Raw genomic sequence first — 24,212 nt, forward strand, 5'->3', positions numbered from 1 at the left:
CTATCCGTCATCGCTGACCGCCTCGGCGACCGCCTCGACCGCTTCGACCGGCACGTCGTACTCCTCGGCGAGCGACTGTGCGCGGGCGGCCGAGAGCGCCGGCCGGTCGTCCGGGTGGTGATCGTGGACGGGGTCGGGGCGACCGTCGCGCACCTCTAGGTTCACGGCGTCCCAGCGGGTGTAGTGGCCCATGGCGTCGAAGTAGGCCTTTGTCGCGCGGCGCTCGTCGCGGTCGAACGTCGCGGTCAGGAGCGTTTCCTCGCCCACCGCCGGGCCGGCCTTGACGATTCCAGCGGGGTTGACGAGCATACTCCCGCCGTTGCCGACGCCGAATCCGATCTCATCCTCCTCGAAGCCCTCGGGCACGTCGTCGCTCATGTAGGCCGAACAGGAGGCGACGAACGACTGTGTCTCGAAGGCGTACTCTCGGACGGCGGGGTAGATGTCGCAGGTGTCCCGTGCGGCGGCGGACTCGGCCCGCGTCTTGTCGCCGGGGTGGCCCTGCTGTTCCCAGAACCCGGGCCAGACGGCCGCGTGAATCTCCTCGCCGTCGGCACACAGCGCCGCCTTCGACAGCGTCATGTGGTTCTCGTAGCAGACGAGGCCGCCGAGACGGCCCACGTCGGTGTCGTGGGTGGTGAGGTGTTCGGGGTCGCCCCGGCCCCAGATGGTCCGCTCGTCGTGGGTGGGCATGAGTTTGCGGTGGCGGCGAACGAGTTCGCCCGACCGGTCGAAAAAAAACAGCGAGTTGTAGAGCGTCTCGCTCCCTCGGCGGTCGTCCACCTCGTTGGTGCCGAGAACGAGGTGAAGGTTCGCGTCGGCGACGGCGTCACCGATGGTTTCGACGGCGTCGTCGTCGACGTGGAGGCTGTTGGCGCCCAGTTCGACCATCAGGTCGGTCCACCGGGCGATGGAGGTACTCCGCCGCCAGTAGGGGTAGCCCGGGAAGTACGTCTCCGGGAAGACGAGGACGTCGACCCCACGGTCACCGGCGCGTTCGATCCACCGGCAGGTCTTATCGAGGGTCCCTTCGGCGTCGTGGTACGCGGGTTCGATCTGTGCGGCACCGAGCGTGAACGTCTCGGCCACGTCACGGGACATGCCGGGGGTATCGCCCCCGACCACTATAGTCGTCTAGTCTTTTCGCTTGACGACGTCGCCGAGGGTGGTCGTCGTCGAGGAGCCACCGGACCACTCGGCGTCCTCGTCGCCACCCCCCTCGGACAGCGAGATGTCGAGTTCGCCTTCGAGTTTGCGCTGCACTTCGTCGCTCGGGAGCACGTCACCCCGTTCGAGTTTGCGGATGAGACTCGCCTTCTCGTTGAGTTGATTTGCCAACTCCTCTTGGCTCAGGCCGCGGTCTTCGCGGGCCGAGCGGATGCGCTCGTCGTAGTCGGTGACGACCTGGTCCATGTCGTCGAACATATCGCGCCGTCGGGAGGAGCCACCGCCGCCACCGCCACCGGTCGACCCCGACCCACCGGACGCGGAGGAGGAAGACGAGGACGACGACGAGGAGGTGGAGTACTTCGTCGAGGCGGAACTCCCCGAATCGGTCCGAACTTCGGTCCCGAAGTCGGTACACTCGTCACAGAGTTCCAGTTCCGCCCCTTCGACTTTCGTCGTCGTGAGGGATGAGCTCTCGGCACCGCACATTTCACACTGGGGCATACCCACAGGTAGCGGGTGCCTCGGGATAAAAGGTGCGCCCGGTCCCGCCCGCGCGATCAGGCGGCGAGGTCGCGCCACGCGCCCCAGAACCGCTGGAGCGCGGTCAGATGTCCCACGACGGCAAAGAGGACGAGGAGCCAGCCGACGACCGAAAGCGGGCCGAACGGAACGGTCACGACGGCGGCGACGACACCGGTGATTCCGACGAGCGCGAGGCGGTCGGCCCGGCCGACGAGACCACCGTACTCTCGCCCCAGCCCGACCGCTTGGATCTGCGTCCCGAGATACGACGTCATCAGGACGCCGGTGACGGCGAGCAGTCCCAGGTCGTACCGGCCGACGCCTGCGGCCAGGCCCACCACGAGGACGATGTCGGCGTAGCGATCCAGTACGTGATCCAGCAGGTCGCCCGCCCGGGAGTCAACGTTCTGTGTGCGAGCGAGTGCGCCGTCGAGCAAGTCGAGCCAGCCGTTCGCCAACACGCAGAGCGCGCCGAGGAGGTAGCCAAGCGGCGTGGCGAGATAGAACCCGCCGGCGGCCGCGAGAGCGAAGCCGAACGCGACGACGCTGACGCCGTCGGGCGTGAAGCCGATCCGGTCGGCGGCGGTCACCATCGGATCGAGGAGGAGTTCGGCCACCGGGCGCAGGCGGTCGAGTGTCATAGGTACTCGAGGAAGTCCACGTCGCCGGCGCTGGGGTCCCGGTCGCCCGCGATGACCGCCTCGATTTCGGCGGCCACCTCGTCGGGTGTTCGGTCGCTCGTGTCGACCTCGTAGACGGCGTCGGGACCGTGGCGCTCGACTGCCTCAGAGAGGATCACATCGAGCGCCTCACTCTCCGCGTTCTCGACGGCTTTCGCCTCGCTCGCACCGCGTTCGCGCAGGCGGTCTTCGAGCACGTCGGGGTGACACCGGAGGACGACCACCCGGTCGGCGTCCAGGTGGTGAGCGAGGTGAGACTCGGCGACACCGGTCCACTCGCCGACCGCCTCGCGGACTGCGTCCAGATCGGCCACCAGCGAGTCGCGATCCGTGTCGCGCTCCGTCCAGAGCCCCGCCTCGCGGATTAGCTCGTTGAGGTGGATCACCGGGTCGTCGAGCAGCGTCGTCGCCGTCGTCTTCCCGGTGCCGGGCGTCCCGGTGACGGCGACTCGGGGGTCGTCGTTCGCGTCCGCGCTCACGCCCGCACCTCCGCCAACACGTCGTTGATCGTTTCGACGGCGCGGCGTGTCCCCTCGCGGGTGCCACACGAAACGCGCACACACGCCGGCAGGCCGAAACTCGAACAGTCACGGATGATGACGCCCTGTCGCTGTGTGGCCTCGGCGACGGCGCCTGCCTCGCCCACCTCCGCGAGAACGAAGTTGCCACCGCTCTCCCACGTTGGCGCGTCGAGGGTCTCGCGGAGGTACTCCCGCGCCCAGCGGGCCGTCTCGACGGTCTGTTCGAGGTGGTCGTCGTCGTCGAGAGCGGCCAGCGCGGCGCGACACCCGACCTCGCTGGCGGCAAAGGGTGTGTTGACCCGGGCGTAGGCCTCGGCCCACGCCTCGGGGACGACGCCGTAGCCCACACGGAGACCCGCGAGGCCGTAGGCCTTCGAGAACGTCCGCGTAACGGCGACGTTGTCGTAGGCGTCGAGGAGGTCAACCGCCGAGGGGGCGTCCGTGTACTCGGCGTAAGCCTCGTCGACGATCAAGAGCGTGTGGTCGGCCACCGCCTCCGCGAGGTCGACGATGGCCGCCTGTGAGAACTCCGCACCCGTCGGGTTGTGGGGTGTGGTGAGGTAGACGATCCGCTCGCCGTCGTAGGCGTCGAGGACGGTGTCGGGCGTCTGGGCGAAGTCGTCGGCCTTCGACAGGTCGTAGGTCGACACCTCGCCGTGGTGATAGCGGGCGCTCATCCGGTAGTACGAGAAGCCGGGGTCGGGCGCGAGCACCCGGTCGCCGGGGTCGAGGAGGGCTCGGGCGAGGTAGTCGAGGGCGCCGTCGGCACCCGGCGTCACCCAGATCTGCTGGGGTGTAACGTCCCAGTGATCGGCCAGTTTTGCGGCGAGGTCCGTATGCGAGGCCTTGGGGTAGACCCCGACGTTCGGCGCCGTCTCGTGAATCGCCTCGACGGCGGCCGGACTCGGGCCGTGTGGGTTCTCGTTCGACGAGAGTTTCGTGAGGTCGTCGGGGTCCATCCCCAACTCGCGGGCGACCTCTTCTGCCCCGCGGCCGGGTACGTACGGCGAGAGTTCCGAGAGGTCCCGTGGCTCCATGTTCGGAGGATACGGACGCCGACGCTTAAGCGTGGTCAATATCAGCGTGTGTTTGCTCGGCCGACGGCGAGGGTCAGAGCCAGCCGTCGAGGCGGTCGGCGAGGCGACAGGAGAGCGCCGCGATGGTGAGCGTCGGATTCATCGCGCCGCCGGTGGGGAAGACGCTGCTGCCGGCGATCCAGAGGTTGTCGAGGTCGTGGGTCCGGCAGTCGGGGGCGACGACGCTCTCGGCGGGGTCGGTCCCCATCCGCGTCGTCCCCATGTGGTGAAAGGCGGGACCGGTCGCGTCGGGGCCGACCACCCAGTCGACTTCGGCGCCGAGTTCCTCGAGGACCGCCACCTGCACCTCGTTCGCCCGTTCGATTGCCGCGCGGGTCCGCGGGCCGACCGACCACCGGACCTTCGGAACCGGGTTGCCGTGATCGTCGGTCGTCGAGCGGTCGAGCGTGATCCGGTTCTCGGCGTTCGGGAACTGCTCGACGAGGCCGCCGACCGCGAGGTGGGTGCCGTACGCGTCCCGAAGGTCATCGAGGAGGGCATCGCCCCAGTCGTCGGCGCCGAGCGCCTGTGTCACCGGCGACGGCCCGGCGTAGTTGAGAAATTCGAGTTTGACGCCCGGGAGAGGATCGGTGCCGTCGTAGAGGGCGTGACACTCGGTGGTGTTGAACCCGACGTGGTTCTGTCGGGTGGGGCGGTCGATCCGGCCGCCGGCGCCGGCAAAGCAGTGGTCCATGAAGTGCCGTCCCACGAGGCCCGAGGAGTTGGCGAGGCCGTCGGGGTAGGCCTCGGAGTCCGAGAGCAAGAGGAGACGGACGTTCTCGACGCCGCCGCAGGCGAGGACGACCGACCGGGCAGCCTGTCGGTGTTCGGTCCCGTCGGGCGTCGCGTAGACGGCGGCCTCGACCCGTCGTCCAGCGTCGTCGTGGACGAGTCGCTGGACGGGCGCGCGGTCGATCACCCGGGCGCCGGCCGCCTCGGCGCGGGCGATATGCCGCTCGGCGGTGTATTTCGCCCCCGAAGGACAGACCGGCTTGCAGGTGCCGTAGCCGGCACACCCGGCGGCGCCGTCGTAGGGTTCGGAGTTGCGTGCGTTCGGCACCGAGTGGGTGGGCAGGCCGAGTGACTCGCAGGCCTCGGCGAAGATGGCGTCGCTGTGAGACGGGGGGAACGCGGGCAGAGGAAACGGCTCCTCGCGTGGCGGGGCGAAGGGGTTGTCGTCGGCGCCTGCCACGCCGAGTTCGCGTTCGGCCGCCGCGTAGTACGGTCGAAGGTCCGCGTAGTCGATGGGCCAGTCGGTCCCGACACTGTGACGGGATCGGAGCTCGAAGTCGCGTTCGTGCAGGCGCATCACCATCCCCTGCCAGTGGAGCGTCGACCCCCCGACACCCTTCACCCGGGCGGCGTTCAGCGGGTAGTCTCGCGGCCCATCGGTGGCGTAGGCGTCGCGCTCCCCGCCCATGTCCCAGAGTCCGTTCACGCCGGGCCGGAGGTGGGCGTCGAGTTGTGCCTCGCGGTCCGCGAGGTCGAACCGTGGCCCGGCGTCGAGGACGACGACGTCGTGTCCCGCTTCGGCGAGGCGGGCGGCGACGATAGCGCCCGCGGGACCGGCACCGACGACACAGACGTCCGCCCGTGGCGCCGGCGTGCGGTCGGACGACTCCTCAGCCATCGTCCTCCGTCTCCGACGACATCTCGGCTTGGCGGTAGCTCTCGACCCCGCCGGGGTGACCGGCCGGGTTCTCGATGCCGACCAGTCGACCGCCGGTCGGCGAGGCATAGAAGGCATAGAGCAGTTCGTTGACGACGTAGAAGCGAACCCGGCCGGGTAACCCCCCGTCCGGGTCCGGATCGCTCACGTCGACCCGGAGGTCACGGAGCATCCCGTCGAGGGTCTCGGGATCGAGATCCGTCAGGGGTGTCTCGAACCAGTCACGGGCCGTCGCGTCGAGGGCCGCCGCCGTCTCCACCACCCCGGCCCGACGGGCGTCGTCGTCGGCAACCCGACCCGCCACGTACGTCTCGACGAAGTCGCCGACACCCGTCGCGGCGTCGGGATAGACCACCTCCGCGACGGCGACGAGCGACGCGAGGGCGTTCTCGGGGACGGCCGCGTCGGCGGCCGCGGACTCCGTGGACGGGGAATCGAGGAACGCGCGCCCGACGGCGACGGCGCCACCGGTCGCTGCCAACGCCGCCACCGCGTCCCGTCTGGTCAGGTCCATCGCGGCGGTGATTAGGCCGGCCTAAATTTATGACTTGCCTTCCGCTCGCTGCGAGGTCAGTCCTGTCGGACGGTAAAGGAGAGGGTCTCGACGCCCTCGACCTCGACCTCGACCTCGTCGCCGTCTTCGAGGCCGCCGACGCCCGAGGGGGTGCCCGTCGAGATGACGTCGCCGGGTTCGAGGGTCATGTACGTCGATATCTCCTCGATCAGTTCCGGCACGGTGAAGATGAGCTGTGAGATATCGGAGTCCTGCTTGGTCTCACCGTTGACCCGGAGGCTGACGCTGGCCTCGTCGGGCAGGTGTTCGGGGTCAGCGACGACCGGGCCGAGGGGTGCACCGCCGTCGAAGGCTTTGCCACGGACCCAGTTCTGTTCCTGACGCTGGTCGTCGCGGTTGGAGATGTCACAGAGGACGGTGTAGCCGGCGATCACCGACTCGGCGTCGGCGGCGTCGACGTTCCGGCACTGTTCGCCGACGACGACGCCGAGTTCCGCCTCCCAGTCCACCTGCTCTTTGCCCGCAGGCAGGGTGACGGTGTCGCCGTGGGCGGCCACGGTGTTCGGGGGCTTCAAGAACAGCATCGGCCGCTCCGGAATATCCATGCCCGTCTCCTCGGCGTGATCGGCGTAGTTGAGGCCGATACAGACGATTTTCGACGGCTCACAGGGTGGGAGCACGTCGACCTCGTCGAGGCCGTAGGTCTCGTCGGCGAAGCTGACGGCGTCGCCGTGCCACTCGCCGGTACGCACCATCCCTGCGGGGTCGCGGAATCTGACCTGTCGCATGGAGGCGGGTCATCGGCCGGCAAAATAAGCCTTCCCCGTCGGTGAGTAAGATTGACGGTCGCGTCCCGACAACGCTCCGATGCAATGGAACTTACCTGGCACGGCCACTCCACGTGGCACGTTACGGTCGATGACACGTCGCTGTTGATCGACCCCTTCTTCGACAACCCGCACACGTCGCTCGACCCGTCCGACGTGCCGGCACCCGACTACGTCCTGTTGACCCACGGACACGCCGACCACATCGCCGACGTGGGTGCGTTCGCGGACGCGACGGTCGTGGGCACGCCGGAGGTGACCGGCTGGGTCGTCGACGAACACGGCATCGAGGACACCGTCGGGATGAACCTCGGGGGTACCGTCGAGTGTGGCGACGCCTACGTGACGATGCACCGCGCGGACCACACCAACGGGATCGGCACCGACTACGAGTACAGCGCCGGGATGCCCGCCGGCTACGTTATCGGCGACACGAAGCCGACCCAAGAGACCGACGAGGACGCCTTCGCGTTCTACCACGCGGGTGACACCGGCCTGATGAGCGAGATGCGCGACGTGATCGGGCCGTTCCTCGACCCCGACGTCGCCGCCCTGCCGGTCGGCGATCACTTCACCATGGGCCCGGCACAGGCCGCCCTCGCCGCCGACTGGCTCGACGTCGATCACGTCTTCCCGATGCATTACGACACCTTCCCGCCCATCGAAATCGACGTGAGCCAGTTCGAACACGAAGTCACGGCGGCCGGCGCCGACGCCGACGTCCACGTCCTCGACGGCGACGAGAGTCACACCTTCGAACGGCCGTACGGCGACGGGTGAGCGTCGTCGGAGCCGCGATGGACAGTATTTAGACGCGGCGGGTCCTTTCGGACGGTGGTATGAGCGACATCGAAACCATCACCGTCAGCGAGGAAGGCTTCGCCTGCGTCAACCAAGTCGGCGACTTCGAGTTCACCGTCGACGCGACCGACGAGGACGGACCGAACCCGAACGCGGCGCTCGTGGCGACGTACGCCTCCTGTTTCCTGCCTGCGTTCCGCGTCGGCGGCCAACAGCGGGACCACGACGACTTGGGCAAGATCCAGATCGACGCGGACGCCACACTGGACGACGACGATGACCTCGCGTCCATCGAGTTCGCCGTCCACGTCGCCGCCGACCTCGCCGACGAGGAGTTCGACGAAATCGTCGCCCGCGCCGAGGACATCTGTCACGTCCACGCGGCGCTCCGCGATGGACTCGAAGCCGACGTTACGGTGTACGGCGACGCCTTCTGACCGGCGCTACCGCTCAGCGCCGGCGTCTCGGTGCCAAAAAGGCCGTCAGCGGCGGTACCAGCGGTAACTCATCGCCCGACCGTCGACGATGACCACCTCCTGTCCGTTCGTCGTCGGCGGGCGTTCGGCTCCGTCCTCCGGGCTTCCCCGGAAGACGTACGGACTGTCGTTTGATGCCATGTTACGTGATATCACGCACCAACTACATAAATCCACGTCAGACACCGTGTCGAGTCAGAGCGGCCTGAGTGCGGGCAAATACGCGTCAGCCAGTTTCCCCACATCGGGAGTGATGTCCCCCATTTTTGTGAGTTGCACGCGTTGAACGGAGTAGTTCGGTGACCGACGATAGCCACTCCGGCGACAGCCGACGAGTCACGACGACCGATCCGGGGGCGTGGGCCGCGTGAGCGAGACGACCGTGTGTCCGTTCCGGCCTCGCCCCGGACGGAGACGAACCGACGGGAGACGAGAACCATGAGCAGTCACGGCGAGCGCTCCCCGGAGGCGAATCTGAGCCTTCTCGACGCGACGATGATTGGGATGGGTGCGATGATCGGGGCGGGCATCTTCGTCCTGACGGGGCTGGCCGCCGAAATCGCCGGGCCGGCGGCCATTCTGGTGTTCGTCCTCAACGGCGTCGTGACGGCGTTTACCGGACTCTCGTACGCGGAACTCGCGTCCTCGATTCCGAAAAGCGGCGGCGGATACGCCTTCGTCAGGGAGGTGTTCGACGACCTGTCCTCGTTCCTGATGGGGTGGATGCTCTGGTTTGCCTACATGATCGCCGGGGGACTGTACGCCCTGGGATTCGCACCGAACTTCCTCGAACTACTCCACGTCTACGACGTGACGCCGGCCCCGGGCGCCGTGGGTGCCATCGCGCTGCCAGCCGTCGACGCCGCCATTCCGGTGGGAGTGGTGTTGGCGTCGGTTGCGGTGCTTTTTCTCGTCGGGCTAAACGCGCTCTCGACGGCCGCGAGCGGGAGCGTCGAGACGATTTTCACCCTGATCAAGGTGAGCATCCTCGTCGTCTTCGTCGGCTTCGGAATCGCGTCGCCGATGTTTTCGTCCGCGGAGTTTCAGCCGCTGTTCGCCGACGGGAACGGCCCCTTCTCTCTCCTCCCCGCGATGGGTCTCACCTTCATCGCCTTCGAGGGGTACGACCTCATCACGACGGTCACCGAGGAGGTCAAAAATCCCCGCGAGAACATCCCCAAGGCCATCTTCGTGAGTCTGGCGGTGACGGTGGTCGTCTACCTCGCGGTGGTGGGCGTGGCCATCGGGACGTTGGGCGCGAGCGGACTGGCCGCGGCGGGCGAGGCCGGCATCGCCCAGGCGGCGACGGAGTTCATGCCGACGGGACTCCCGGTGATCCAGAATGGGGGCGCGATTATCGTCTTCGGCGCCGTCTTCTCCACGCTGACGGCGCTGAACGCGGTGGTCATCGCCTCCTCGCGCGTGGCGTTCTCCATGGGTCGGGAGGAACAACTCCTCCCCTCGTTCGGCCGGCTTCACCACCGGTACGGGACGCCTTTCGTCGCCATCCTCGCCAGCGGGGTGGTGATGCTCGCATCGGTCGTGTTGCCGACCCAGAGCGCCGGAAACATGTCGAGTCTCTTCTTTTTGCTCTCCTTTATTGTGGTCAACGCTTCGGTCATCAAGCTTCGGCGGGAGCGACCGGACATGAACCGGCCGTACGAAATGCCGTACTACCCCGTCCCGCCGATTCTCGGCATCCTGCTCAACCTGCTGTTGACGGGCGTGCTGATCCGGTATCTCCTCCGGACGGACACGCTCGCGCTCCTCCTCAGTATCGGCTGGATCGTGCTGGGTGGCGTCGCGTACGGCGTCCACCTGTTGCTACGGACGGACGACGACGACCCCGACACCGCGTCGACGACATCAGGAGACGATTAACATGGCAAGCCACCGTAATGTGATCATCGCAGGCGGCGGGCGCGTCGGCTTCCAGACAGCGATCACCCTCGACGACCGGGGCCACGACCTCACCATCATCGAGCGTGACCCGGACCGGTGTGACAGCATCGCCGACGAGTACGTGGCGACGGTCATCCAGGGTGACGCCTCGAACCCCGACATCCTCGAACAGGCAGACGTCGAGTCGGCGGACGTGATCGCCGGGCTAACCGGGGAACCGGGGTTGAACCTGGCGGTGTGTATGGAGGCCGCGGCGATGGCGCCGGGCATCCGGACTGTTGCACGCATCGACTCTCGACGGCGAGAGGCGTACGGTCGGTTCGTCGACGAGACGGTGTTCCCCGAGGATGCGGGGGCACGCGTCGCAGTCAACGAAATCGAGGGGAGCGATGTGCGGTCGATCTCCGACGTGACCGGCGACCTCGACATCCTAGAGATTCGGGTCGATGAGGGGGCGCCAGCCGCGAACAAGGAACTTCGAGCGGTTCGCTTCCCCGCGGGCACGCTCGTCATCTCCGACGACGACGGCAACCGGGTCGCCAGACCGGACACGACGCTCACCCCCGGTCGGCACTACGTCATCGCGGTCGACCCCGACGTGGCCGACGAGGTGCTGAACCTGCTTCGCGGTTAATCGAGGATGCGCTCTACGTCGGCCAGCGAGTCGAGGACGTAGTCGGGCGAGATGTCACTCTCGGCGAGGTCGGCGTCGTCGGTGACGCCGGTGCGGACGAGCGCCGTCGTCATCCCCGCACGGTCACCGAGCGCCACGTCGGTGTCGAGGCGGTCGCCGACGACCAGACACGCCGACGGCGACACCCCGAGGCGGTCGCGGACGATGCGAAGTGCCGGCTCGGAGGGCTTGCCGAGGACCACGTCCGGGTCGCGGCCGACGACGCCGGCGACGGCGTTGATGATGGCGCCCGATCCGGGGAGGTCGCCGCCGGCCGCGGGGATCAGCATGTCCGGATCGGTGCCGACGAGTGTCACGTCGTCGCCCTCACAGGCCCGGAGCGCGGCACAGAGGCGGTCGTAGTCGAACGACCGGTCGATGGAGAGGACGACCGCCTCGGCTCGGGCGGCCTCGTCGACGACCGTGAGACCAGCGTCGGTCAACTGCTCGACAAGTGCCGGTTCGCCGACGACGAACAGCGCGTCGTCGTCGTGACGCTCGCCGAGGTAGGTGGTCGTGACCGTTCCGGCGGTGATTATTTCCGCGGGATCGACGTCGAAGCCGGCACGGCCCAAGCGCTCGGCGTACGCCGGCGGCCGCTTGGTCGGATTGTTCGAGACGAACAGCCGTCGACACCCCGCGGCAGCCAGGTGGTCGAGTCCCTCGGCCGCACCCGGGATCGGTTCGTCGCCACGGACCACCGTCCCGTCAACGTCGAGGACGACACCACGATAGGTCATCGATCCGCCTAGGGCCGCCGTGTAGTTGAACGCCGCGCTCGCCGGCGGGCGTCTGTGCGGCCGCGCGGTCCGGTCGACCCCCCACTCGAACCAAAGAGCCATTTGGACGCCGCCCTACTGTTCGGTACCGTGACGAACACGCAGTTGACGCTCGTTCAGATCGACAACTACGGACCGTGGACGGTGACGCCGGAACCGCGCCGCGAGATGGACCTCCAGACGCTCCAGTCGCGACTCTTCGCCGACATCGCGCAGTTCGTCGGCTACCGGGGCGGCTACGCCTTCTTCACCCGCTTCGACAACATGGTCGCGGTGACGAACGGCTTGGATATCGACGATCACGAGCTCCTTCAGGAGTCGATGGGGAACCGCTATCCGGTCACCGTCAGCCTCGGGATCGGTGCCGACCCGAACCCGGCAGTCGCGCTGGAGCAGGCGACCGAGGGCCTCCAGCGCGCCGGGAGCGCACAGGACGGCGACCGGCGCGAGGTGCTCGCCGGCGACCCCATCACCGACGACAGCGACGACGTGTCCATCGCCCACTTCGACGTGAACGACGCGACCGGAAAGTACACCGATCAGCTCAACGAGTTCGATTCGTTCATCCAGATCGAGCAGGGGTACGCGGCGCTGATGCGGCATCTCCGGGAGGAGCAGGGTGGGCTCTCCTTTTTCGTCGGGGGCGACAACATCATCGCGGTCGCACCCGAGATGTCGACCGACGCCTATCAGGACGCCATCGACCACGTCGAGGAGGCCGTCGGCGTCGACCTCAAGGTGGGCGTTGGTCGCGGCGCCTCCGCGCACGAGGCGGGGATGGCGGCAAAACACGCCCTAGAGGAGTGTCGGCACCGTGGGACCGCCGTCGAGTGGGGCGACGTGACGGCGGACGGCGCGTAGCTTACGCCTCGATGGGGGTCTCGCCCACGTCGAAGTTCTGGGCTTCGAGTGCGTCTTCCATCGCCGTCAGCAGGCAGGCGACGTTCTGTCGACGCGCGGAGTACCCCATACAGCCGATCCGCCAGACGTCGCCCTCGAGGTCACCGAGACCGCTCGCGATTTCGATGTCGTACTCCTGCATCAGGAACTCGATGACGGCGGTGTCGTCGACGCCGTCCGGCACCTCGATGGTGTTCAGGCTCGGGAGCCAGTACTCCTTCTCGGCGGCGGGATCGAGACCGAGACGCTGGAGGCCCTCCCGGAGTTCGCCCGCGACCTCGCGGTGGCGCTCCCACCGATTCTCGAGTCCTTCCTCGGCGACGAGGCGGAGCGCCTCGCGAAGCCCGTAGAAGTTCGTGGTCGGGGCGGTGTGGTGGTAGTTGCGCTCGTCGCCCCAGTACTCCATGACGAGGTCGAGGTCGAGATACCAGGAACCGGTGTCGGTCTCCCGGTTCAGCACCTTCTCCCGGGCGCGGTCGTTCATCGTCAGCGGCGTCGCCCCGGGGGTACAGGAGAGACACTTCTGGGGACTGCCGTAGGCGGCGTCGATACCCCACTCGTCGAGACGGAGTTCGACGCCCGATAGCGACGTGACACAGTCCGCAAGCACGAGCGCGTCGTGGTCGTGGGCGATGTCGGTCATCTCAGACACGTTCGGCTGGCGGACGCCGGTACTGGTTTCGGCGTGGATGAACCCGAAGACGTCGGGCTGGTGTTCGTCGAAGGCGGCTGCGACGTCCGCGGGCTGGAGGGGTTCGCCCCACGGGGCGTCGACGGTCACCACGTCGCCACCCGCGCGGCGGGCAATCTTGCCCATACGGTCACCGAAGTAGCCGTTCGTGGGGACCAACATCGTATCGCCCGGCTCGATCAGGTTGCCGATGGCCGTCTCCATCGCCGCCGTCCCCGTCCCACTCGTGGCCAGCGTCCACTCGTTGTCCGTCTGGAACGTATATCGCAACAGCTCTTGGATGTCGTCCATAATCTCCAGGAAGGCGGGATCCATGTATCCGAGCGCCTGCGTCGACATCGCACGGAGGACGCGCGGGGCGATCATGCTCGGGCCAGGACCCATCAGAATCCGCGACGGCGTATCGAACTCGCTCGTATCAGGTGGGCTTCTCATATCCGAATCGAAGGGCGAGCGGAATAAAAACCTGGGTGTTCGTGGCAATACATCGTCGAAGTTCGATTCGACGATTGCTACATGAAAGCGTTTCACGCGGTGGCGAGTGTCACCCTAACTGTGCCCACGCGAACCGCCAGCAGAGCGTCAGCACCGCGACGACGACGTACGCGCCGACCAGCGAGGCGACGAAGTACCCCGCTAGCCGCGCGGGAGACATAGACGCCGCCGAAATTGCGGCGCTGACGCTGTACGCGGCTGCGAGCGCGTGATGGTACCAGTTGAAGCCGAGTAGCGAGGCCGACCCATCGTCGTCGGGCGGGTCCGGGAACGGCTCCTCGGGTGGTGCGGACATACGTTCGCGTCGGTGTCCCGGATGAAAAGCGACGGGGGCGGCCACAGAGGCTCCGTTAGAGTCAAACGCCCGTGTGCTGAAAGGTAGCACATGAGCGCAGGCCAGGAACAGCGGACCATCCGGTGTCTCGTCGCCAAGGTCGGCCTCGACGGCCACGACCGGGGCGCCCACGTCATCGCCCGGGCGTTCCGGGACGCGGGATTCGAGGTCATCTACTCCGGACTCCACCGCGCGCCGGAGGAAATCGTTCAGGCGGCGGTCCAGGAGGACGTGGACGTCCTCGGCATCTCCATCCTCTCGGGGGCGCACAACACGCTGGTGCCGAAGGTGATCGAGGGGCTGAAAGAGTACGGTGCCTTCGAGGACACCCTCGTCATCATCGGCGGGATCATCCCCGACGAGGACCGGGCGGACCTGATGGCGGCTGGCGTCGCCGAGGTGTTCGGTCCCGGGACGCCGATGCAGGAGACCATCGACTTCGTCCGGGACAACGTTCCGCAACGATGAGCGAGGCCGAGACGGAGGCACCGGACTTGGTCGCCGACGTCCTCGACGGCGATCATCGGGCACTCGCCCGCACCATCTCGAAGATCGAGGACCGCGCCCCCGGCTACCGCGACATCGTTTCGGCGCTGCACGCCCACACGGGCGACGCGGAGGTGATCGGTGTCACGGGGAGTCCGGGCGCCGGCAAGTCGACGCTGGTCGACAAACTCGCCAAGACCTACCGGGACCGTGGACTCACCGTCGGCGTCATCGCGGTCGATCCCTCCTCGCCGTACACCGGGGGCGCGGTGCTCGGTGACCGCATCCGGATGGCCTCGAACGTCGGTGACATGGACGTCTTTTTCAGATCGATGAGCGCCCGCGGCCAACTCGGCGGACTCTCGACGGCCACCGCCGACGCGATCAAGGCCCTCGACGCCTTCGGCAAGGACCGAATCGTCGTCGAGACGGTCGGCGCCGGCCAGAACGAGGTGGACGTGGTTCGGACTGCCGACACCGTGGTCGTCCTCGTCCAGCCCGGCAGCGGCGACGACGTCCAGATGCTCAAGGCCGGCATCCTCGAAATCGGGGACGTGTTCGTCGTCAACAAGGCCGACATGGACGGCGCCTCGACCACCGTCTCGGACCTCCAAGAGATGCTCCACATGCGCGAGGGGGCGACGGCGGCCGGCGCCGGCCACCACGGTGCGGGCGCGGCCGTCGAGAGTGACGCGAACGCCGACGACAAGTCGACTGACGAGTGGGACCCACAAATCGTCGAGACCGTCGCGACCGAGGGCGAGGGCGTCAGGGACTTGATCGGCGCCCTCGACGCCCACTACGACCACCTCCGGTCGACCGGCGAACTCGACCGGCGGGCACGGACTCGTACCGCCGAGGAGATCCGACAGCTACTGCGTGCCGACGCGGCCGACCTGCTCGAAGGAGAGATCGACCGCCGCGGCGGGATGGCGACGCTCGTCGACGAGGTGCGGGCCCGCGAGACGGACCCCTACACCGTCGCCGACCGCATCCTCACGCCGCTTGCCGACTGTGTCCGCGAGCGTCGGGAGCGCGACGACCCCGTCGAGTGACCCCGCTCCGGGGACAGCCGACAGGGTGAAACCACCGCAAAACGAGACGCGGATATGTCCCTCCGTTCGGCGGCCCCCGGCCTCGGCGACCACCCGCTCGCGGCGGAACTCGCGGCGGTCGTTCTCGCGCTTCTGGGCGTCCACCTCTGGCGACGAATCGCGACGATGCTCCAGCCCGCGGTGTCGAACGTAGTGCCCGTCGGCGGCCCCGTCGCCGACAGCCTGCTCGCGGGCGCAGTGCTCGTCGGCGGCCTCGTGGCGTACGTCGGCGCGTACGCGGCCCTCCGCGGTGTCGACGTGCGGTTGGCGCCGCCGTCGGCGGGCGACCGCCACCGCCTCGGTCTGGCCCTCCTGCTTCCGCCGGGACTCGTTGCCTGCACGAAGGCCGTCGGCGACGCTACCGGCGTCCCGTACAACGCGCTCACGATGTCGGCGTGGGGTGCCGGCACCCCCGCGACGACGTTCCTGGCGCTACTCGGCCCCGGCGTCCTCGTCGGTGCCTGCTCGCTGACCGTCGTCTGTCACCTGCTCGTCCAGGGGACGTTCGAGCGCGTGGTCGATGGCCGCCGGGCGGCCGCTCTGACGACTGTCGTCGCGGCGGTCGTGCTCACGGGCGCTCCCGGCGGGCTAACGGCGTTCCCCCAGCCGGGGAAGCTCGCGCTCGCGGGGGCGTTCGTCGTCGCACTCGGGATCGCTTTGTATGCCGTCGAACACGTCGACCGCGACGCGCTGGCGTATCTCGCCTACCTCCCCGTCACCGCGGTTCTCGGCCTCGTTATCATCGCTTGGGCGGCCGACACCGGCTCGGTCGCCGAACTGTTGTACGGCGCCACACAGGTCGCCGTCCTCTGGGTGGCGGCGACGGGATACGACCGGACTGACTCGCTTCTGCTTCCCGCGGCGGCCTACGGGTCGCTGCTTCTCTCACAGGAGGCGGTGGTCTACCTCTTCGAAGCCGGACTGCAAAGCTGGTGAGCGACGGCCCGACCAGCCGGTATAAGGGCACCGCGTCCGAAAGGCGAGTATGAAGCTCAGACGCCTCGGGGGCGCCCTCCTCGGACTCGGGACGGCGGCCGCCGTTGCCGACCGCGTCCTCCAGGACGCGGCGGGCGAACTCGAACCCGCCCTCGACGCGACCGAGCGGACGTATCGCTGGCGCGGGATGGACGTCGCCTACGCGGAGGCTGGCGACCCCGACGATCCGGACCTCGTCTGTCTGCACGGCATCAACGCCGCCGGATCGAGCGGCGAGTTCCGCGCGATTTTCGACGCGCTCGCGGAGCAGTACCACGTCGTCGTCCCCGACCTACCGGGGTTCGGCCGCTCGGCTCGACCCCCACTTCGTTACTCCGCGTCGCTCTACGAGGACTTCGTCGCCGACTTCCTCGCCGAGTTCGAGACGCCCGCGGTCGTCGCGTCGTCGCTCTCCGGTGCCTACGTCGCCCGCGCGCTGCGTCTCGGCGTCGACGTGGAGTCGCTCGTCTGCATTTGTCCGACGACCGTCGGCGGCCCCGATCCGCCGAAGCCGTGGCTCCGCGAACTCCTGCGCGCGCCGGTCGTCGGGGCGGCGCTATTCGACGCACTGGTGTCGAAACCGTCGATCCGGTATTTCAACGCCGACCACGCCTACGCCGACCCGTCCGTGGTATCCGCCGCGTGGACCGACTACCAGTGGCGGACAACCCACCAGCCGAACGCCCGCTTTGCCGTCGCCTCCTTTATCGCCGGCCACTGCAATTCGTCGCTCGACCTCGATGCGGCCCTCGAAGAGACCGACGTGCCCGTAACCCTCGTCTGGGGCCGCGGCGCGACGCTCCCACCGCTGTCGCGGGGGCGGACGTTGGCCGAGGCGGCCGACGCGCGGCTGGTCGTGTTCGATCACGCGAAGCTTCTCCCGCACGTCGAACACCCCGAAGAGTTCGTCGAGACGGTCGTCGCCGCCGTCTGATCACCGCGTCCGCAACGCCAGCAGGTCGTCGCCCGTCGTCTCGTTGGTGCCGACCGCCGGCTCGACGGTCATCCCGACCGACACATCCTCGGGGTCGATCCCGCGGACGACACCCGTGAGACGCACGTCGCCGAAGTCGGCGATTGCGGTAGCGTACGGCTCCTCGTCGGCGAAGTCGGGGGCGGCGACGTAACACACGGTGAACGTCTCGACGGTCCCTGTCTCGGACAGCGGCGTCCGCTCCAGTTCCGGCGACCCACAGTCGGGACACACCCGACGCGGGGGAAGCGAGCCGTGGCCCTCGGGACAGACGTAGAAGTACCCCTCGCCGTCGTCGATAGCGTCCAGCCACTCGTCGTAGCCCGCGTTTTCGTCGGTCATCGGTCCACCTCCAAAACGTGGACGACAGCGGAGGCCACCGTCCCGCCCGCGTTGTGAGTGACGCCGACCGTCGCGTCGGGGACGTGCTCGCTGTTGGGGTGATCGCCCCGGAGCAGTCGCGTCATCTCGGCGATCTGACTGCCGCCGGTGGCGCCGACGGGATGGCCCTTGGCCTTCAGCCCCCCGGAGAGGTTTACGGGCCGGTCGCCGCTCGCCGTCGTCTCGCCGCGGCGGGCGGCGCCGACCCCCTCACCTGGCTCGTAGAAGCCCAACCCCTCGATGGCCAGCACCTCGGCGATGGTGAAACAGTCGTGGACCTCGACGAGGTCGACGTCGGCAGGGTCGCGACCCGCGTCGGCGTACGCCTCGCTCGCCGCGCGCTCGGTCGCCGGCGTGACGGCGAGTTGCTCGCGGGCCTGCAAGGCGAGGTTGTCGCCGCCCTGTCCCGACCCGGTTACCGACACCGGCGCCTCCAGATCGTTTGCCGCGGCGTACTCGTCGCTCACGAACACGACGGCGCTCGCGCCGTCGGTGACGGGACAGGCGTCGAGGAGGCCGAGCGGATCGGCGACCATCGGCGCGTCGAGAGCCTCCTCGACCGTGATCTCGCGGTGAAACTGGGCGTACTCGTTGGGGAGGGCGTTGTCGTGGTTTTTCATCGCGACGTGTGCGAGGTCCTCTCGCGACCCGCCGAAGCGCTCGAAGTAGGCCCGCGCCATCAGGGCGTACGCACTGGGGAAGGTGATCCCTGCCCTGATCTCGAAGAGGTCGTCGGCGGCGGTCGCCAACCCCTCGGTGACGTCGGCCGTCGAGAGGTTGGTCATCCGTTCACAGCCGCCGGCGAGGACCACGTCCGCCTCGCCGGAGCGGACGGTGCGGACGGCTTCCCGGACCGCCACGCCCGCGGACGCACACGCCTCCTCGTATCGGGTCGCCGGGCAGTTCACCCCGACCATCTTCGCCATCAGCGGTGCCTGGTGGCCCTGGCGCTCCGCGAGCGCCCCCATGAAGTTGCCGTAGTTGATCTCCTCGATGTCGTCGCCGGAGATACCGGCGTCCTCGCGCGCCGCGAGGGCGGCCTCCGCGAACAGATCGCGACCGGTACGCTCCGGCTGTCGCCCGAACTGCGTCAATCCGACGCCGGCGACTCGAACGCCTGTCATGCCATCACATACGCAGACGAATAAATAAAGACCTGCCGAATTCGGCGCCGCTCCGCTCGGTATCGGCGGTGTTGCTTCGACGACTGTCATGCAGCGTATCGACGTTCGACGTTCGGAGACCGAAACGGTTAGTCGCCCGGGAGGACAGATGTGGCCATGCACGGCTGGATCGGCGAGACGTTCACGAGCGACACCGGGTGGTCGCATCTGGAGCGACTGGTCGACATCGGTGACCGGATGGCCGGCAGCCCCGGCGAACGCGAGGCGCTGACCGCGACCCGCGACGCGCTCGCGGACCTCGGCGCCCGGGACGCACACGTCGAGACGTTCGACGTCCAGGGGTGGGTTCGAGGATCGAGTGGCGTCGAGACGCCGGACGGCGACACCGAGTCGATTGCCCTCCCGCGGAGTCCGTCTGGGTCCGCGACCGGCCGCCTCGTCGACTGTGGCGATGGCCTGCCCGCGGACTTCGAGGCCGACCTCGACGGGGCGGTAGTCGTCGTTTCCTCGACGGTGCCCGACCACTACGACCGGTTCATCCACCGCCGCGAGAAGTATTACCGCGCCGTCGAGGCCGGCGCTGCCGCCTTCGTCTTCCGCAACCACACCCCTGGCTGTCTCGCGCCGACGGGTAGTGTCGGCACCGACGATTCGCCGCTCGGTCCCATTCCGGCCGTCGGGGTGAGTAAGGAGGTCGGGACGCGACTCGTCCGCCGACACGAGGGCAAGCAGGTGACCGTCCGCGTCGACTGCGAGACGCCCGCGGCGACGAGTGGGGTCGTCCGGGCCGATATTGGCCCCGATACCGACCGCGCGGTGTACCTGACCAGCCACGTCGACGCCCACGACATCGCCGAGGGCGCCGTCGACAACGCCGCGGGGACGGCGACCGTCCTCGAAGTGACGCGGGCGTTGCTCGCGCGCGACGCCGACCTCTCCCGCCGGGTCCGAATCGTCTGTTTCGGCGCCGAAGAGGTCGGCCTCCGGGGGTCGAAACGCGAGGCCGAGCGGATCGACCCCGACGCCGTCCAGGCGCTCGTCAACTGTGACGGCGTCTGTCGCGGCCGGACACTCCAGTGGTACACCCACGGCTTCGAGGCCCTAGGCGACGCGGTCACCGACGTCGCCAACCGCGTTGGCCACCCCGTTTCCGTCCGCCCGAGCCAGCACCCACACAGCGACCACTGGCCGTTCGTCGCGCGCGGTGTCCCCGCACTGCTCGTATCGAGCGAGGGTGACGACCGGGGACGCGGCTGGGGGCACACCCGCGCAGACACGCTCGACAAACTCGAACGGCGGACGCTCCGCGAGGGGGCTATCCTCGTCACGGGCGTTGTCGCCGCCCTCGCCGATGCCGACCGGATCGACCGCCGGTCGACGGAGGCCATCGCCGCCGACCTGGAGCGCGAGGACCTCGCGGCCGGCATGCGGGCGACCGGCGACTGGCCGTTCTGAATCGCACGGGCTTTTTACCGTCGTGGATCGACGTGCCTCGCATGGAGCGGATGCCGTACGCGGAGCAACCCGGCCGGGGAGTGTCGGGAGCGGAGAGCGGAGGACGGCGGTGAACGTCGCCGTCAGAGGCGACGACGGGACCGTCGCGACGGCAGCAGGCGTCGCGGGGGCGTCACTCGTCGCCGAGGACGGGAACCACCCCGTCGACGCCCTCGTCGCCGTCAGTGACGCTGCCGTCCGTTCGGTCGTCACCGATCCACCCGACGCGCCCGTGCTCCCCGTGACTCACGCGGGTGGCCGACACTGCGTCGCGCGGCCGGACCTGGCGAGTGCCCTCGCGGCGCTGGTTGCGGGCGACGGTGGTTACGAGTCACACCCCGTCCTCGGCGTCCGTCGTGACGGGGACATCATCGCGCGCGCACTCCGAGACGTCGCCCTCGTCACCGACGCGCCCGCGAGCATCTCGGAGTACGCCGTCACGGCGGGCGGAACGCACCTCGATTCCGTCCGGGCCGACGGCATCGTCGTCGCCACCCCCCTAGGGAGCGACGGTTACGCTGCCGCGGCAGGAGGGGCGGTACTCGAAGCCGGCAGCGGCGCCGCAGTCGTGCCCATTGCACCGTTCTCGACGGCACCCAGCCGTCGCGTCGTCGACCCGGACGCAGGTCTCGACCTCTCGGTGGAACGGGAGGGTGCGGTCGGCCTCTTCGTCGACGGCGTCCGCCGCGATACCGTCGATGCCGGCGCCGCCCTCCGGGTCGAACGCGCCGGCTCGGTCGAGGTGGCGACGGCGCCCGTCGACGGTGTCGGGGCGGGGACCGGCACGAACACCGGATAGGAACGGAAAACTTCTAATGAGTCACCGGCCCAGGTTGAACCATGCAACCGCTACAGTTCGTCGTCCCGGTCGGCGCCCTCGAAGCGCTCGAACCGTACATCGCGCACGTGGTGCTGGCGCTGGTGTTGGTGAACATGCTCACGCGGATTCGGGCCCACTCCGTCCACGCGACGCAAGTCGAGGACGGCGCCGATGAACTGAGCCGGTACCTGCCCCACTCGCTGTCGATGGTGGCGCTCGTCGTCGTCTCGTTCGTGTTCCTGATCGTCGAACCGCACGGCGGGATGGTCATGTCGGTCATTGCCGTCGGCCTGCTGTTGACCGACTTCTTTGAGTTCGAGTCCCGGCAGGTCGAGGCTCGAAACGACATGACCTTCGAACGTCCAAAGGGCGCCGTCGCGGCGTCGCTGCTCGCCCTGCTGTACGCCGGCTACCAGAGCCTGTTCATCTTCATCGAACCGGTCTGGAACGCCATCGTCTGAATCAATCGACCGTTTTTCTTCACCGGCGTCACGCCGTCCCCCAGCGACGCGTGTCGGACGCTCGCACACGGGAGGCACAGCTCGTCGGCATGTTTGAAAAAAGGACTATCGTCCGCGGGCGATCAGGCGTTTCGTCGACCCTCGACCGCCTTGCGTGCCTGTCTGGCGGCCGGGAGCAGGACCCAGAACGCCAGCGGGCCCAGGATTGCGAACCAGAGGAGCACGTCCATCAGCCCGATGGCAAGCAGGTTGAACAGATCCGCGTTCGCGGGGTTGGGCGACACCGGACTCACGAGCTGTCGGGTGCTCTCGAAACTCGGCGTGCGATACCAGCCGGCGAGCACAATCCAGCCGAGGCCGGCGCCAGTGAAAATACCGACCCCCTTGATGAATTCGTCAGCCATTATCTGAAGATTCGGCGGCGTCCTCTTGAGAGTTTCCCATTCCGCGGGCGCGAAACCGCGTGCCGAGGACGTATACGCCGGCGCCGAGGGTAATCGACGCGAGTCCAGCGACGGCGAGGACCGCACTCAACACCGTCGACGGCGGGGTGACGCCGACAACGCCGAGCAGACCGATCACGAGGCGCCGCAGGAGGCTGAGTCGTATCGTCGCAGCGTCGAGCAGGACGAAGCCGAGAACGACGCTGCCGACGGCGATGAGCGTCGAGAAAACGGTGATCGTCTTATAGAGGCGCATCGGAACGACCACGTCGCGGCGGCCGCTGTCGGTGGTCGGCGTGTCGTCGGCAGGATCGTCGCTCACGTCGTCCGAAGAAGCAGTCATCGACCGTCGGTCACTTCGGCGGCCGGAGCCGGTAGTACCGACGGTTGAGGTCGTACATATACCCTTCGCGCATCGTCTTCAGGATGGCGTAGGTGATCGTCGTCGCCACGATGGGCAGGAGGAACGTCAGATCGAACAGGAGGTGGACGTTCATCGGCATCAGGTTCTTGACCGCGAGCAGGCTGATCGTCAGCGCGAAGACGACGCCGCCGACGCCGACAGCCGACCAGAACGGCTGTTCGACGGGGCGTCGCGCCGACCCCTTGTTCAGGAAGGGCACGATGGCGATGACGCCGACGACGACGACGTTTGCCAGCACGCCGTAGGTGCGGTCGGCCGTGAGCTTCTGCCCGCCCAGAATGGCGAGGTCGGGGTTCAGTGGGCCGAGCTTCAGCAGGCCGAACGACCAGTAGAGATACCAGTCCGGCAGGATGATCGCCGGCGTCGAACTCGGATTCGCCGGCGCCCCGATGTGTGGCGGCATCGTCGCCGCGAGGAAGAAGATCATCCCGGTGAAGAACGCCACGATAGAGAGGTTGCGAACCGTCTCGTGGGGCCACGTCGGGAACGCGAGTACGTCGCGCTCGACGTAGTCGGACTCGGTGCGTAGGTCTTGGTCCTCGCGCCGGGCTCGCTCGAAGTACTCGTAGGTGAGCCGTGAGAGGCCCGTCGTCCGTTCCTTACGCTCGCGCCACGTCGGCGTCTCGTCGTCCGGGGCAACGATGCCCGGACCGCCGCCGTCGGTGCGAGCCTCCTCGCTGCCGTCGGTGTTGGTGTCGGTTTCGCTCATGGTTTAGTGGGGTTCCGCGATGCCCTGCACCCAGACGATGCCGATGTGGATAGCGATCAGCGTCGTCACGACGAAGGGTAGCAGGAACACGTGGAGGATGTACATCCGCTGGAGCGTCGCCTGACTGAGGGTGAACCCGCCGAACAGGAGTTGGGCGATCCACTCACCGGCCAGCGGAATCGAGAGCGACATCTCGACGCCGATCTGTCCGGCCCAGAAGGCGAGTTGGTCCCACGGGAGCAGGTAGCCCGTGTATCCGAACACCATCGTCAGGCTGATCAGGACGATGCCCAGCAGCCAGTTGAGTTCGCGCGGCTCCTTGTACGCACCCGTGAAGTACACACGGAGCATGTGGAGGAACACGGCCGCGACCATCACCTGTGCCGACCACCGGTGGATGGACCGCAGCATGAACCCGAACTGGAGGTCGGTCATGATGAACGTGATCGAGTTGTACGCCGTACTGGGGTCACCCGCCTGTGCCGGGGCGTAGTAGAACCCGAGTAAGGCGCCGCTGACGGCGGCGACGACGTACGCGAGCGTCGAGAACGACCCCAGCGCGTACAGTGGGTACCAGTACCAGAACTTGTTGTCTAGATCGTACTGTTCCGTGTGGCTCTTCGGCATCTGCATGTTGACCTTGTAGTACAGGTTCTCCATCAGCTCAAGGTAGTCAACGATGCGGAGCCGCTTGTCCATCCAGACCAGTGCCGTCAGGAAGGTGGCTTCGACGGGGGTCAGATCCTTCCGTTTCATCCACCCCTTGTGGTCCATCTCGTCTTTCTTTTCTAGGCTCAT

Annotated in this window: 30 protein-coding genes; 12 read left to right on the forward strand and 18 right to left on the reverse strand. The window is 67.9% G+C overall.

Annotated features, from left to right (window positions below; all coding sequences use genetic code 11):
• From NO878_RS05295 to NO878_RS05330, 8 genes are all read right to left on the reverse strand, one after another.
• The gene (locus NO878_RS05295) at nucleotides 1-1,101 is read right to left on the reverse strand and encodes a carbon-nitrogen hydrolase family protein (protein ID WP_256404915.1); all 1,101 of its coding nucleotides are present in this window, start codon (nucleotides 1,099-1,101) and stop codon (nucleotides 1-3) included.
• 33 nt (nucleotides 1,102-1,134) lie between these two features.
• Entirely contained in the window at nucleotides 1,135-1,671 is a 537-nt protein-coding gene (locus tag NO878_RS05300) for a multiprotein bridging factor aMBF1 (RefSeq protein ID WP_256404916.1), read from the reverse strand.
• 56 nt (nucleotides 1,672-1,727) lie between these two features.
• Entirely contained in the window at nucleotides 1,728-2,333 is a 606-nt protein-coding gene (locus NO878_RS05305) for a CDP-alcohol phosphatidyltransferase family protein (RefSeq protein ID WP_256404917.1), read from the reverse strand.
• Nucleotides 2,330-2,851 (reverse strand): adenylate kinase family protein, encoded by a 522-nt coding sequence (locus NO878_RS05310; RefSeq protein ID WP_256404918.1) that lies wholly within the window; start codon nucleotides 2,849-2,851, stop codon nucleotides 2,330-2,332. Before NO878_RS05310 ends, NO878_RS05305 begins: the two co-directional genes overlap by 4 nt.
• Nucleotides 2,848-3,930 carry a histidinol-phosphate transaminase gene (hisC, locus tag NO878_RS05315; RefSeq protein WP_256404919.1) on the reverse strand — a complete coding sequence of 361 codons (1,083 nt, stop codon included), beginning with the start codon at nucleotides 3,928-3,930 and terminating at the stop codon, nucleotides 2,848-2,850. Before hisC ends, NO878_RS05310 begins: the two co-directional genes overlap by 4 nt.
• A gap of 73 nt (nucleotides 3,931-4,003) precedes the next feature.
• On the reverse strand, nucleotides 4,004-5,599 hold the full coding sequence (locus NO878_RS05320; RefSeq protein ID WP_256404920.1) for a GMC family oxidoreductase: 1,596 nt from the start codon (nucleotides 5,597-5,599) through the stop codon (nucleotides 4,004-4,006).
• The gene (locus tag NO878_RS05325; protein ID WP_256404921.1) at nucleotides 5,592-6,152 is read right to left on the reverse strand and encodes a gluconate 2-dehydrogenase subunit 3 family protein; all 561 of its coding nucleotides are present in this window, start codon (nucleotides 6,150-6,152) and stop codon (nucleotides 5,592-5,594) included. Before NO878_RS05325 ends, NO878_RS05320 begins: the two co-directional genes overlap by 8 nt.
• A 56-nt stretch (nucleotides 6,153-6,208) precedes the next feature.
• Nucleotides 6,209-6,940: a fumarylacetoacetate hydrolase family protein gene (locus tag NO878_RS05330; RefSeq protein WP_256404922.1), complete on the reverse strand. Its 732-nt coding sequence runs from the start codon at nucleotides 6,938-6,940 to the stop codon at nucleotides 6,209-6,211.
• A gap of 84 nt (nucleotides 6,941-7,024) precedes the next feature.
• On the opposite strand from NO878_RS05330, the gene NO878_RS05335 reads away from it, so the two are divergent.
• Both NO878_RS05335 and NO878_RS05340 read left to right on the forward strand, forming a co-directional pair.
• A complete protein-coding gene (locus NO878_RS05335; RefSeq protein WP_256404923.1) occupies nucleotides 7,025-7,759 on the forward strand; it encodes a metal-dependent hydrolase in 735 nt (244 codons plus the stop codon).
• Between the two features lie 59 nt (nucleotides 7,760-7,818).
• The gene (locus NO878_RS05340) at nucleotides 7,819-8,217 is read left to right on the forward strand and encodes an OsmC family protein (protein WP_256404924.1); all 399 of its coding nucleotides are present in this window, start codon (nucleotides 7,819-7,821) and stop codon (nucleotides 8,215-8,217) included.
• Nucleotides 8,218-8,262: 45 nt separating this feature from the next.
• Here NO878_RS05340 and NO878_RS05345 read toward each other — a convergent pair whose 3' ends face one another.
• Nucleotides 8,263-8,397: a hypothetical protein gene (locus tag NO878_RS05345; RefSeq protein ID WP_256404925.1), complete on the reverse strand. Its 135-nt coding sequence runs from the start codon at nucleotides 8,395-8,397 to the stop codon at nucleotides 8,263-8,265.
• Between the two features lie 297 nt (nucleotides 8,398-8,694).
• On the opposite strand from NO878_RS05345, the gene NO878_RS05350 reads away from it, so the two are divergent.
• Together NO878_RS05350 and NO878_RS05355 are read left to right on the forward strand one after the other, a co-directional pair.
• Entirely contained in the window at nucleotides 8,695-10,137 is a 1,443-nt protein-coding gene (locus NO878_RS05350; RefSeq protein WP_256404926.1) for an APC family permease, read from the forward strand.
• Between the two features lies 1 nt (nucleotide 10,138).
• The gene (locus tag NO878_RS05355; protein ID WP_256404927.1) at nucleotides 10,139-10,792 is read left to right on the forward strand and encodes a potassium channel family protein; all 654 of its coding nucleotides are present in this window, start codon (nucleotides 10,139-10,141) and stop codon (nucleotides 10,790-10,792) included.
• Here NO878_RS05355 and NO878_RS05360 read toward each other — a convergent pair.
• Nucleotides 10,789-11,571 (reverse strand): HAD-IIA family hydrolase, encoded by a 783-nt coding sequence (locus tag NO878_RS05360; protein ID WP_256404928.1) that lies wholly within the window; start codon nucleotides 11,569-11,571, stop codon nucleotides 10,789-10,791. The genes NO878_RS05355 and NO878_RS05360 overlap by 4 nt on opposite strands.
• A gap of 129 nt (nucleotides 11,572-11,700) precedes the next feature.
• Between NO878_RS05360 and NO878_RS05365 the strand changes: the two genes are divergently transcribed.
• Nucleotides 11,701-12,471, forward strand: a complete 771-nt coding sequence (locus tag NO878_RS05365; protein WP_256404929.1) for a GTP cyclohydrolase IIa — start codon at nucleotides 11,701-11,703, stop codon at nucleotides 12,469-12,471.
• 1 nt (nucleotide 12,472) lies between these two features.
• Here the strand turns inward: NO878_RS05365 and NO878_RS05370 are convergent, their stop codons facing one another.
• Together NO878_RS05370 and NO878_RS05375 are read right to left on the reverse strand one after the other, a co-directional pair.
• Nucleotides 12,473-13,636: a pyridoxal-phosphate-dependent aminotransferase family protein gene (locus tag NO878_RS05370; RefSeq protein ID WP_256404931.1), complete on the reverse strand. Its 1,164-nt coding sequence runs from the start codon at nucleotides 13,634-13,636 to the stop codon at nucleotides 12,473-12,475.
• A gap of 109 nt (nucleotides 13,637-13,745) precedes the next feature.
• The gene (locus NO878_RS05375) at nucleotides 13,746-13,991 is read right to left on the reverse strand and encodes a hypothetical protein (protein WP_256404932.1); all 246 of its coding nucleotides are present in this window, start codon (nucleotides 13,989-13,991) and stop codon (nucleotides 13,746-13,748) included.
• A gap of 90 nt (nucleotides 13,992-14,081) precedes the next feature.
• On the opposite strand from NO878_RS05375, the gene NO878_RS05380 reads away from it, so the two are divergent.
• From NO878_RS05380 to NO878_RS05395, 4 genes are read left to right on the forward strand one after another with little or no spacing between them, the layout of a single operon-like run.
• Entirely contained in the window at nucleotides 14,082-14,498 is a 417-nt protein-coding gene (locus NO878_RS05380; protein ID WP_256404933.1) for a cobalamin B12-binding domain-containing protein, read from the forward strand.
• Complete coding sequence (gene meaB, locus NO878_RS05385) at nucleotides 14,495-15,571, forward strand: methylmalonyl Co-A mutase-associated GTPase MeaB (protein ID WP_256404934.1); 1,077 nt, start codon at nucleotides 14,495-14,497, stop codon at nucleotides 15,569-15,571. Before NO878_RS05380 ends, meaB begins: the two co-directional genes overlap by 4 nt.
• A gap of 54 nt (nucleotides 15,572-15,625) precedes the next feature.
• A complete protein-coding gene (locus tag NO878_RS05390) occupies nucleotides 15,626-16,546 on the forward strand; it encodes a hypothetical protein (RefSeq protein WP_256404935.1) in 921 nt (306 codons plus the stop codon).
• A gap of 49 nt (nucleotides 16,547-16,595) precedes the next feature.
• A complete protein-coding gene (locus NO878_RS05395; RefSeq protein WP_256404936.1) occupies nucleotides 16,596-17,519 on the forward strand; it encodes an alpha/beta fold hydrolase in 924 nt (307 codons plus the stop codon).
• On the opposite strand, the gene NO878_RS05400 is transcribed toward NO878_RS05395, so the two are convergent.
• Nucleotides 17,520-17,900, reverse strand: coding sequence for a Zn-ribbon domain-containing OB-fold protein (locus NO878_RS05400; RefSeq protein WP_256404937.1), 381 nt, complete (start codon nucleotides 17,898-17,900; stop codon nucleotides 17,520-17,522).
• Nucleotides 17,897-19,063: a thiolase domain-containing protein gene (locus NO878_RS05405; protein ID WP_256404938.1), complete on the reverse strand. Its 1,167-nt coding sequence runs from the start codon at nucleotides 19,061-19,063 to the stop codon at nucleotides 17,897-17,899. The genes NO878_RS05400 and NO878_RS05405 overlap by 4 nt, the downstream gene beginning before the upstream one ends.
• Before the next feature lie 156 nt (nucleotides 19,064-19,219).
• On the opposite strand from NO878_RS05405, the gene NO878_RS05410 reads away from it, so the two are divergent.
• The 3 genes from NO878_RS05410 to NO878_RS05420 all read left to right on the forward strand — a co-directional run bounded on the left by NO878_RS05410 (nucleotide 19,220) and on the right by NO878_RS05420 (nucleotide 21,838).
• Nucleotides 19,220-20,518, forward strand: coding sequence for a M20/M25/M40 family metallo-hydrolase (locus tag NO878_RS05410; RefSeq protein WP_256404939.1), 1,299 nt, complete (start codon nucleotides 19,220-19,222; stop codon nucleotides 20,516-20,518).
• Between the two features lie 109 nt (nucleotides 20,519-20,627).
• The gene (locus tag NO878_RS05415) at nucleotides 20,628-21,356 is read left to right on the forward strand and encodes an NAD(+)/NADH kinase (RefSeq protein WP_256404940.1); all 729 of its coding nucleotides are present in this window, start codon (nucleotides 20,628-20,630) and stop codon (nucleotides 21,354-21,356) included.
• 41 nt (nucleotides 21,357-21,397) lie between these two features.
• Complete coding sequence (locus NO878_RS05420) at nucleotides 21,398-21,838, forward strand: DUF7313 family protein (RefSeq protein ID WP_256404941.1); 441 nt, start codon at nucleotides 21,398-21,400, stop codon at nucleotides 21,836-21,838.
• 122 nt (nucleotides 21,839-21,960) lie between these two features.
• Here NO878_RS05420 and NO878_RS05425 read toward each other — a convergent pair whose 3' ends face one another.
• Genes NO878_RS05425 through NO878_RS05440 form a run of 4 tightly spaced genes read right to left on the reverse strand, consistent with a single transcriptional unit; the run spans nucleotide 21,961 to nucleotide 24,212 of the window.
• Nucleotides 21,961-22,242, reverse strand: a complete 282-nt coding sequence (locus tag NO878_RS05425) for a DUF7314 family protein (RefSeq protein ID WP_256404942.1) — start codon at nucleotides 22,240-22,242, stop codon at nucleotides 21,961-21,963.
• Nucleotides 22,235-22,624 carry a DUF7315 family membrane protein gene (locus tag NO878_RS05430; protein ID WP_424020083.1) on the reverse strand — a complete coding sequence of 130 codons (390 nt, stop codon included), beginning with the start codon at nucleotides 22,622-22,624 and terminating at the stop codon, nucleotides 22,235-22,237. Before NO878_RS05430 ends, NO878_RS05425 begins: the two co-directional genes overlap by 8 nt.
• A 10-nt stretch (nucleotides 22,625-22,634) precedes the next feature.
• Nucleotides 22,635-23,414: a cytochrome b family protein gene (locus NO878_RS05435; RefSeq protein WP_256404943.1), complete on the reverse strand. Its 780-nt coding sequence runs from the start codon at nucleotides 23,412-23,414 to the stop codon at nucleotides 22,635-22,637.
• A gap of 3 nt (nucleotides 23,415-23,417) precedes the next feature.
• Nucleotides 23,418-24,212 carry a cytochrome b gene (locus NO878_RS05440; RefSeq protein ID WP_256404944.1) on the reverse strand — a complete coding sequence of 265 codons (795 nt, stop codon included), beginning with the start codon at nucleotides 24,210-24,212 and terminating at the stop codon, nucleotides 23,418-23,420.

The organism is Haloplanus ruber (assembly GCF_024494725.1).
In the GTDB taxonomy this organism is placed as follows: domain Archaea; phylum Halobacteriota; class Halobacteria; order Halobacteriales; family Haloferacaceae; genus Haloplanus; species Haloplanus ruber.

Bases quoted from the DNA above. Each gene is read 5' to 3' on its own strand.
- NO878_RS05435 (WP_256404943.1), bottom strand. From the start codon at position 23,414: ATGAGCGAAACCGACACCAACACCGACGGCAGCGAGGAGGCTCGCACC.
- NO878_RS05355 (WP_256404927.1), top strand. From the start codon at position 10,139: ATGGCAAGCCACCGTAATGTGATCATCGCAGGCGGCGGGCGCGTCGGC.
- hisC (WP_256404919.1), bottom strand. From the start codon at position 3,930: ATGGAGCCACGGGACCTCTCGGAACTCTCGCCGTACGTACCCGGCCGC.
- NO878_RS05305 (WP_256404917.1), bottom strand. From the start codon at position 2,333: ATGACACTCGACCGCCTGCGCCCGGTGGCCGAACTCCTCCTCGATCCG.
- meaB (WP_256404934.1), top strand. From the start codon at position 14,495: ATGAGCGAGGCCGAGACGGAGGCACCGGACTTGGTCGCCGACGTCCTC.
- NO878_RS05320 (WP_256404920.1), bottom strand. From the start codon at position 5,599: ATGGCTGAGGAGTCGTCCGACCGCACGCCGGCGCCACGGGCGGACGTC.
- NO878_RS05370 (WP_256404931.1), bottom strand. From the start codon at position 13,636: ATGAGAAGCCCACCTGATACGAGCGAGTTCGATACGCCGTCGCGGATT.
- NO878_RS05440 (WP_256404944.1), bottom strand. From the start codon at position 24,212: ATGAGCCTAGAAAAGAAAGACGAGATGGACCACAAGGGGTGGATGAAA.
- NO878_RS05325 (WP_256404921.1), bottom strand. From the start codon at position 6,152: ATGGACCTGACCAGACGGGACGCGGTGGCGGCGTTGGCAGCGACCGGT.
- NO878_RS05330 (WP_256404922.1), bottom strand. From the start codon at position 6,940: ATGCGACAGGTCAGATTCCGCGACCCCGCAGGGATGGTGCGTACCGGC.
- NO878_RS05420 (WP_256404941.1), top strand. From the start codon at position 21,398: ATGCAACCGCTACAGTTCGTCGTCCCGGTCGGCGCCCTCGAAGCGCTC.
- NO878_RS05395 (WP_256404936.1), top strand. From the start codon at position 16,596: ATGAAGCTCAGACGCCTCGGGGGCGCCCTCCTCGGACTCGGGACGGCG.
- NO878_RS05335 (WP_256404923.1), top strand. From the start codon at position 7,025: ATGGAACTTACCTGGCACGGCCACTCCACGTGGCACGTTACGGTCGAT.
- NO878_RS05345 (WP_256404925.1), bottom strand. From the start codon at position 8,397: ATGGCATCAAACGACAGTCCGTACGTCTTCCGGGGAAGCCCGGAGGAC.
- NO878_RS05300 (WP_256404916.1), bottom strand. From the start codon at position 1,671: ATGCCCCAGTGTGAAATGTGCGGTGCCGAGAGCTCATCCCTCACGACG.
- NO878_RS05340 (WP_256404924.1), top strand. From the start codon at position 7,819: ATGAGCGACATCGAAACCATCACCGTCAGCGAGGAAGGCTTCGCCTGC.
- NO878_RS05390 (WP_256404935.1), top strand. From the start codon at position 15,626: ATGTCCCTCCGTTCGGCGGCCCCCGGCCTCGGCGACCACCCGCTCGCG.
- NO878_RS05400 (WP_256404937.1), bottom strand. From the start codon at position 17,900: ATGACCGACGAAAACGCGGGCTACGACGAGTGGCTGGACGCTATCGAC.
- NO878_RS05375 (WP_256404932.1), bottom strand. From the start codon at position 13,991: ATGTCCGCACCACCCGAGGAGCCGTTCCCGGACCCGCCCGACGACGAT.
- NO878_RS05295 (WP_256404915.1), bottom strand. From the start codon at position 1,101: ATGTCCCGTGACGTGGCCGAGACGTTCACGCTCGGTGCCGCACAGATC.
- NO878_RS05425 (WP_256404942.1), bottom strand. From the start codon at position 22,242: ATGGCTGACGAATTCATCAAGGGGGTCGGTATTTTCACTGGCGCCGGC.
- NO878_RS05405 (WP_256404938.1), bottom strand. From the start codon at position 19,063: ATGACAGGCGTTCGAGTCGCCGGCGTCGGATTGACGCAGTTCGGGCGA.
- NO878_RS05380 (WP_256404933.1), top strand. From the start codon at position 14,082: ATGAGCGCAGGCCAGGAACAGCGGACCATCCGGTGTCTCGTCGCCAAG.
- NO878_RS05360 (WP_256404928.1), bottom strand. From the start codon at position 11,571: ATGACCTATCGTGGTGTCGTCCTCGACGTTGACGGGACGGTGGTCCGT.
- NO878_RS05430 (WP_424020083.1), bottom strand. From the start codon at position 22,624: ATGACTGCTTCTTCGGACGACGTGAGCGACGATCCTGCCGACGACACG.
- NO878_RS05350 (WP_256404926.1), top strand. From the start codon at position 8,695: ATGAGCAGTCACGGCGAGCGCTCCCCGGAGGCGAATCTGAGCCTTCTC.
- NO878_RS05410 (WP_256404939.1), top strand. From the start codon at position 19,220: ATGCACGGCTGGATCGGCGAGACGTTCACGAGCGACACCGGGTGGTCG.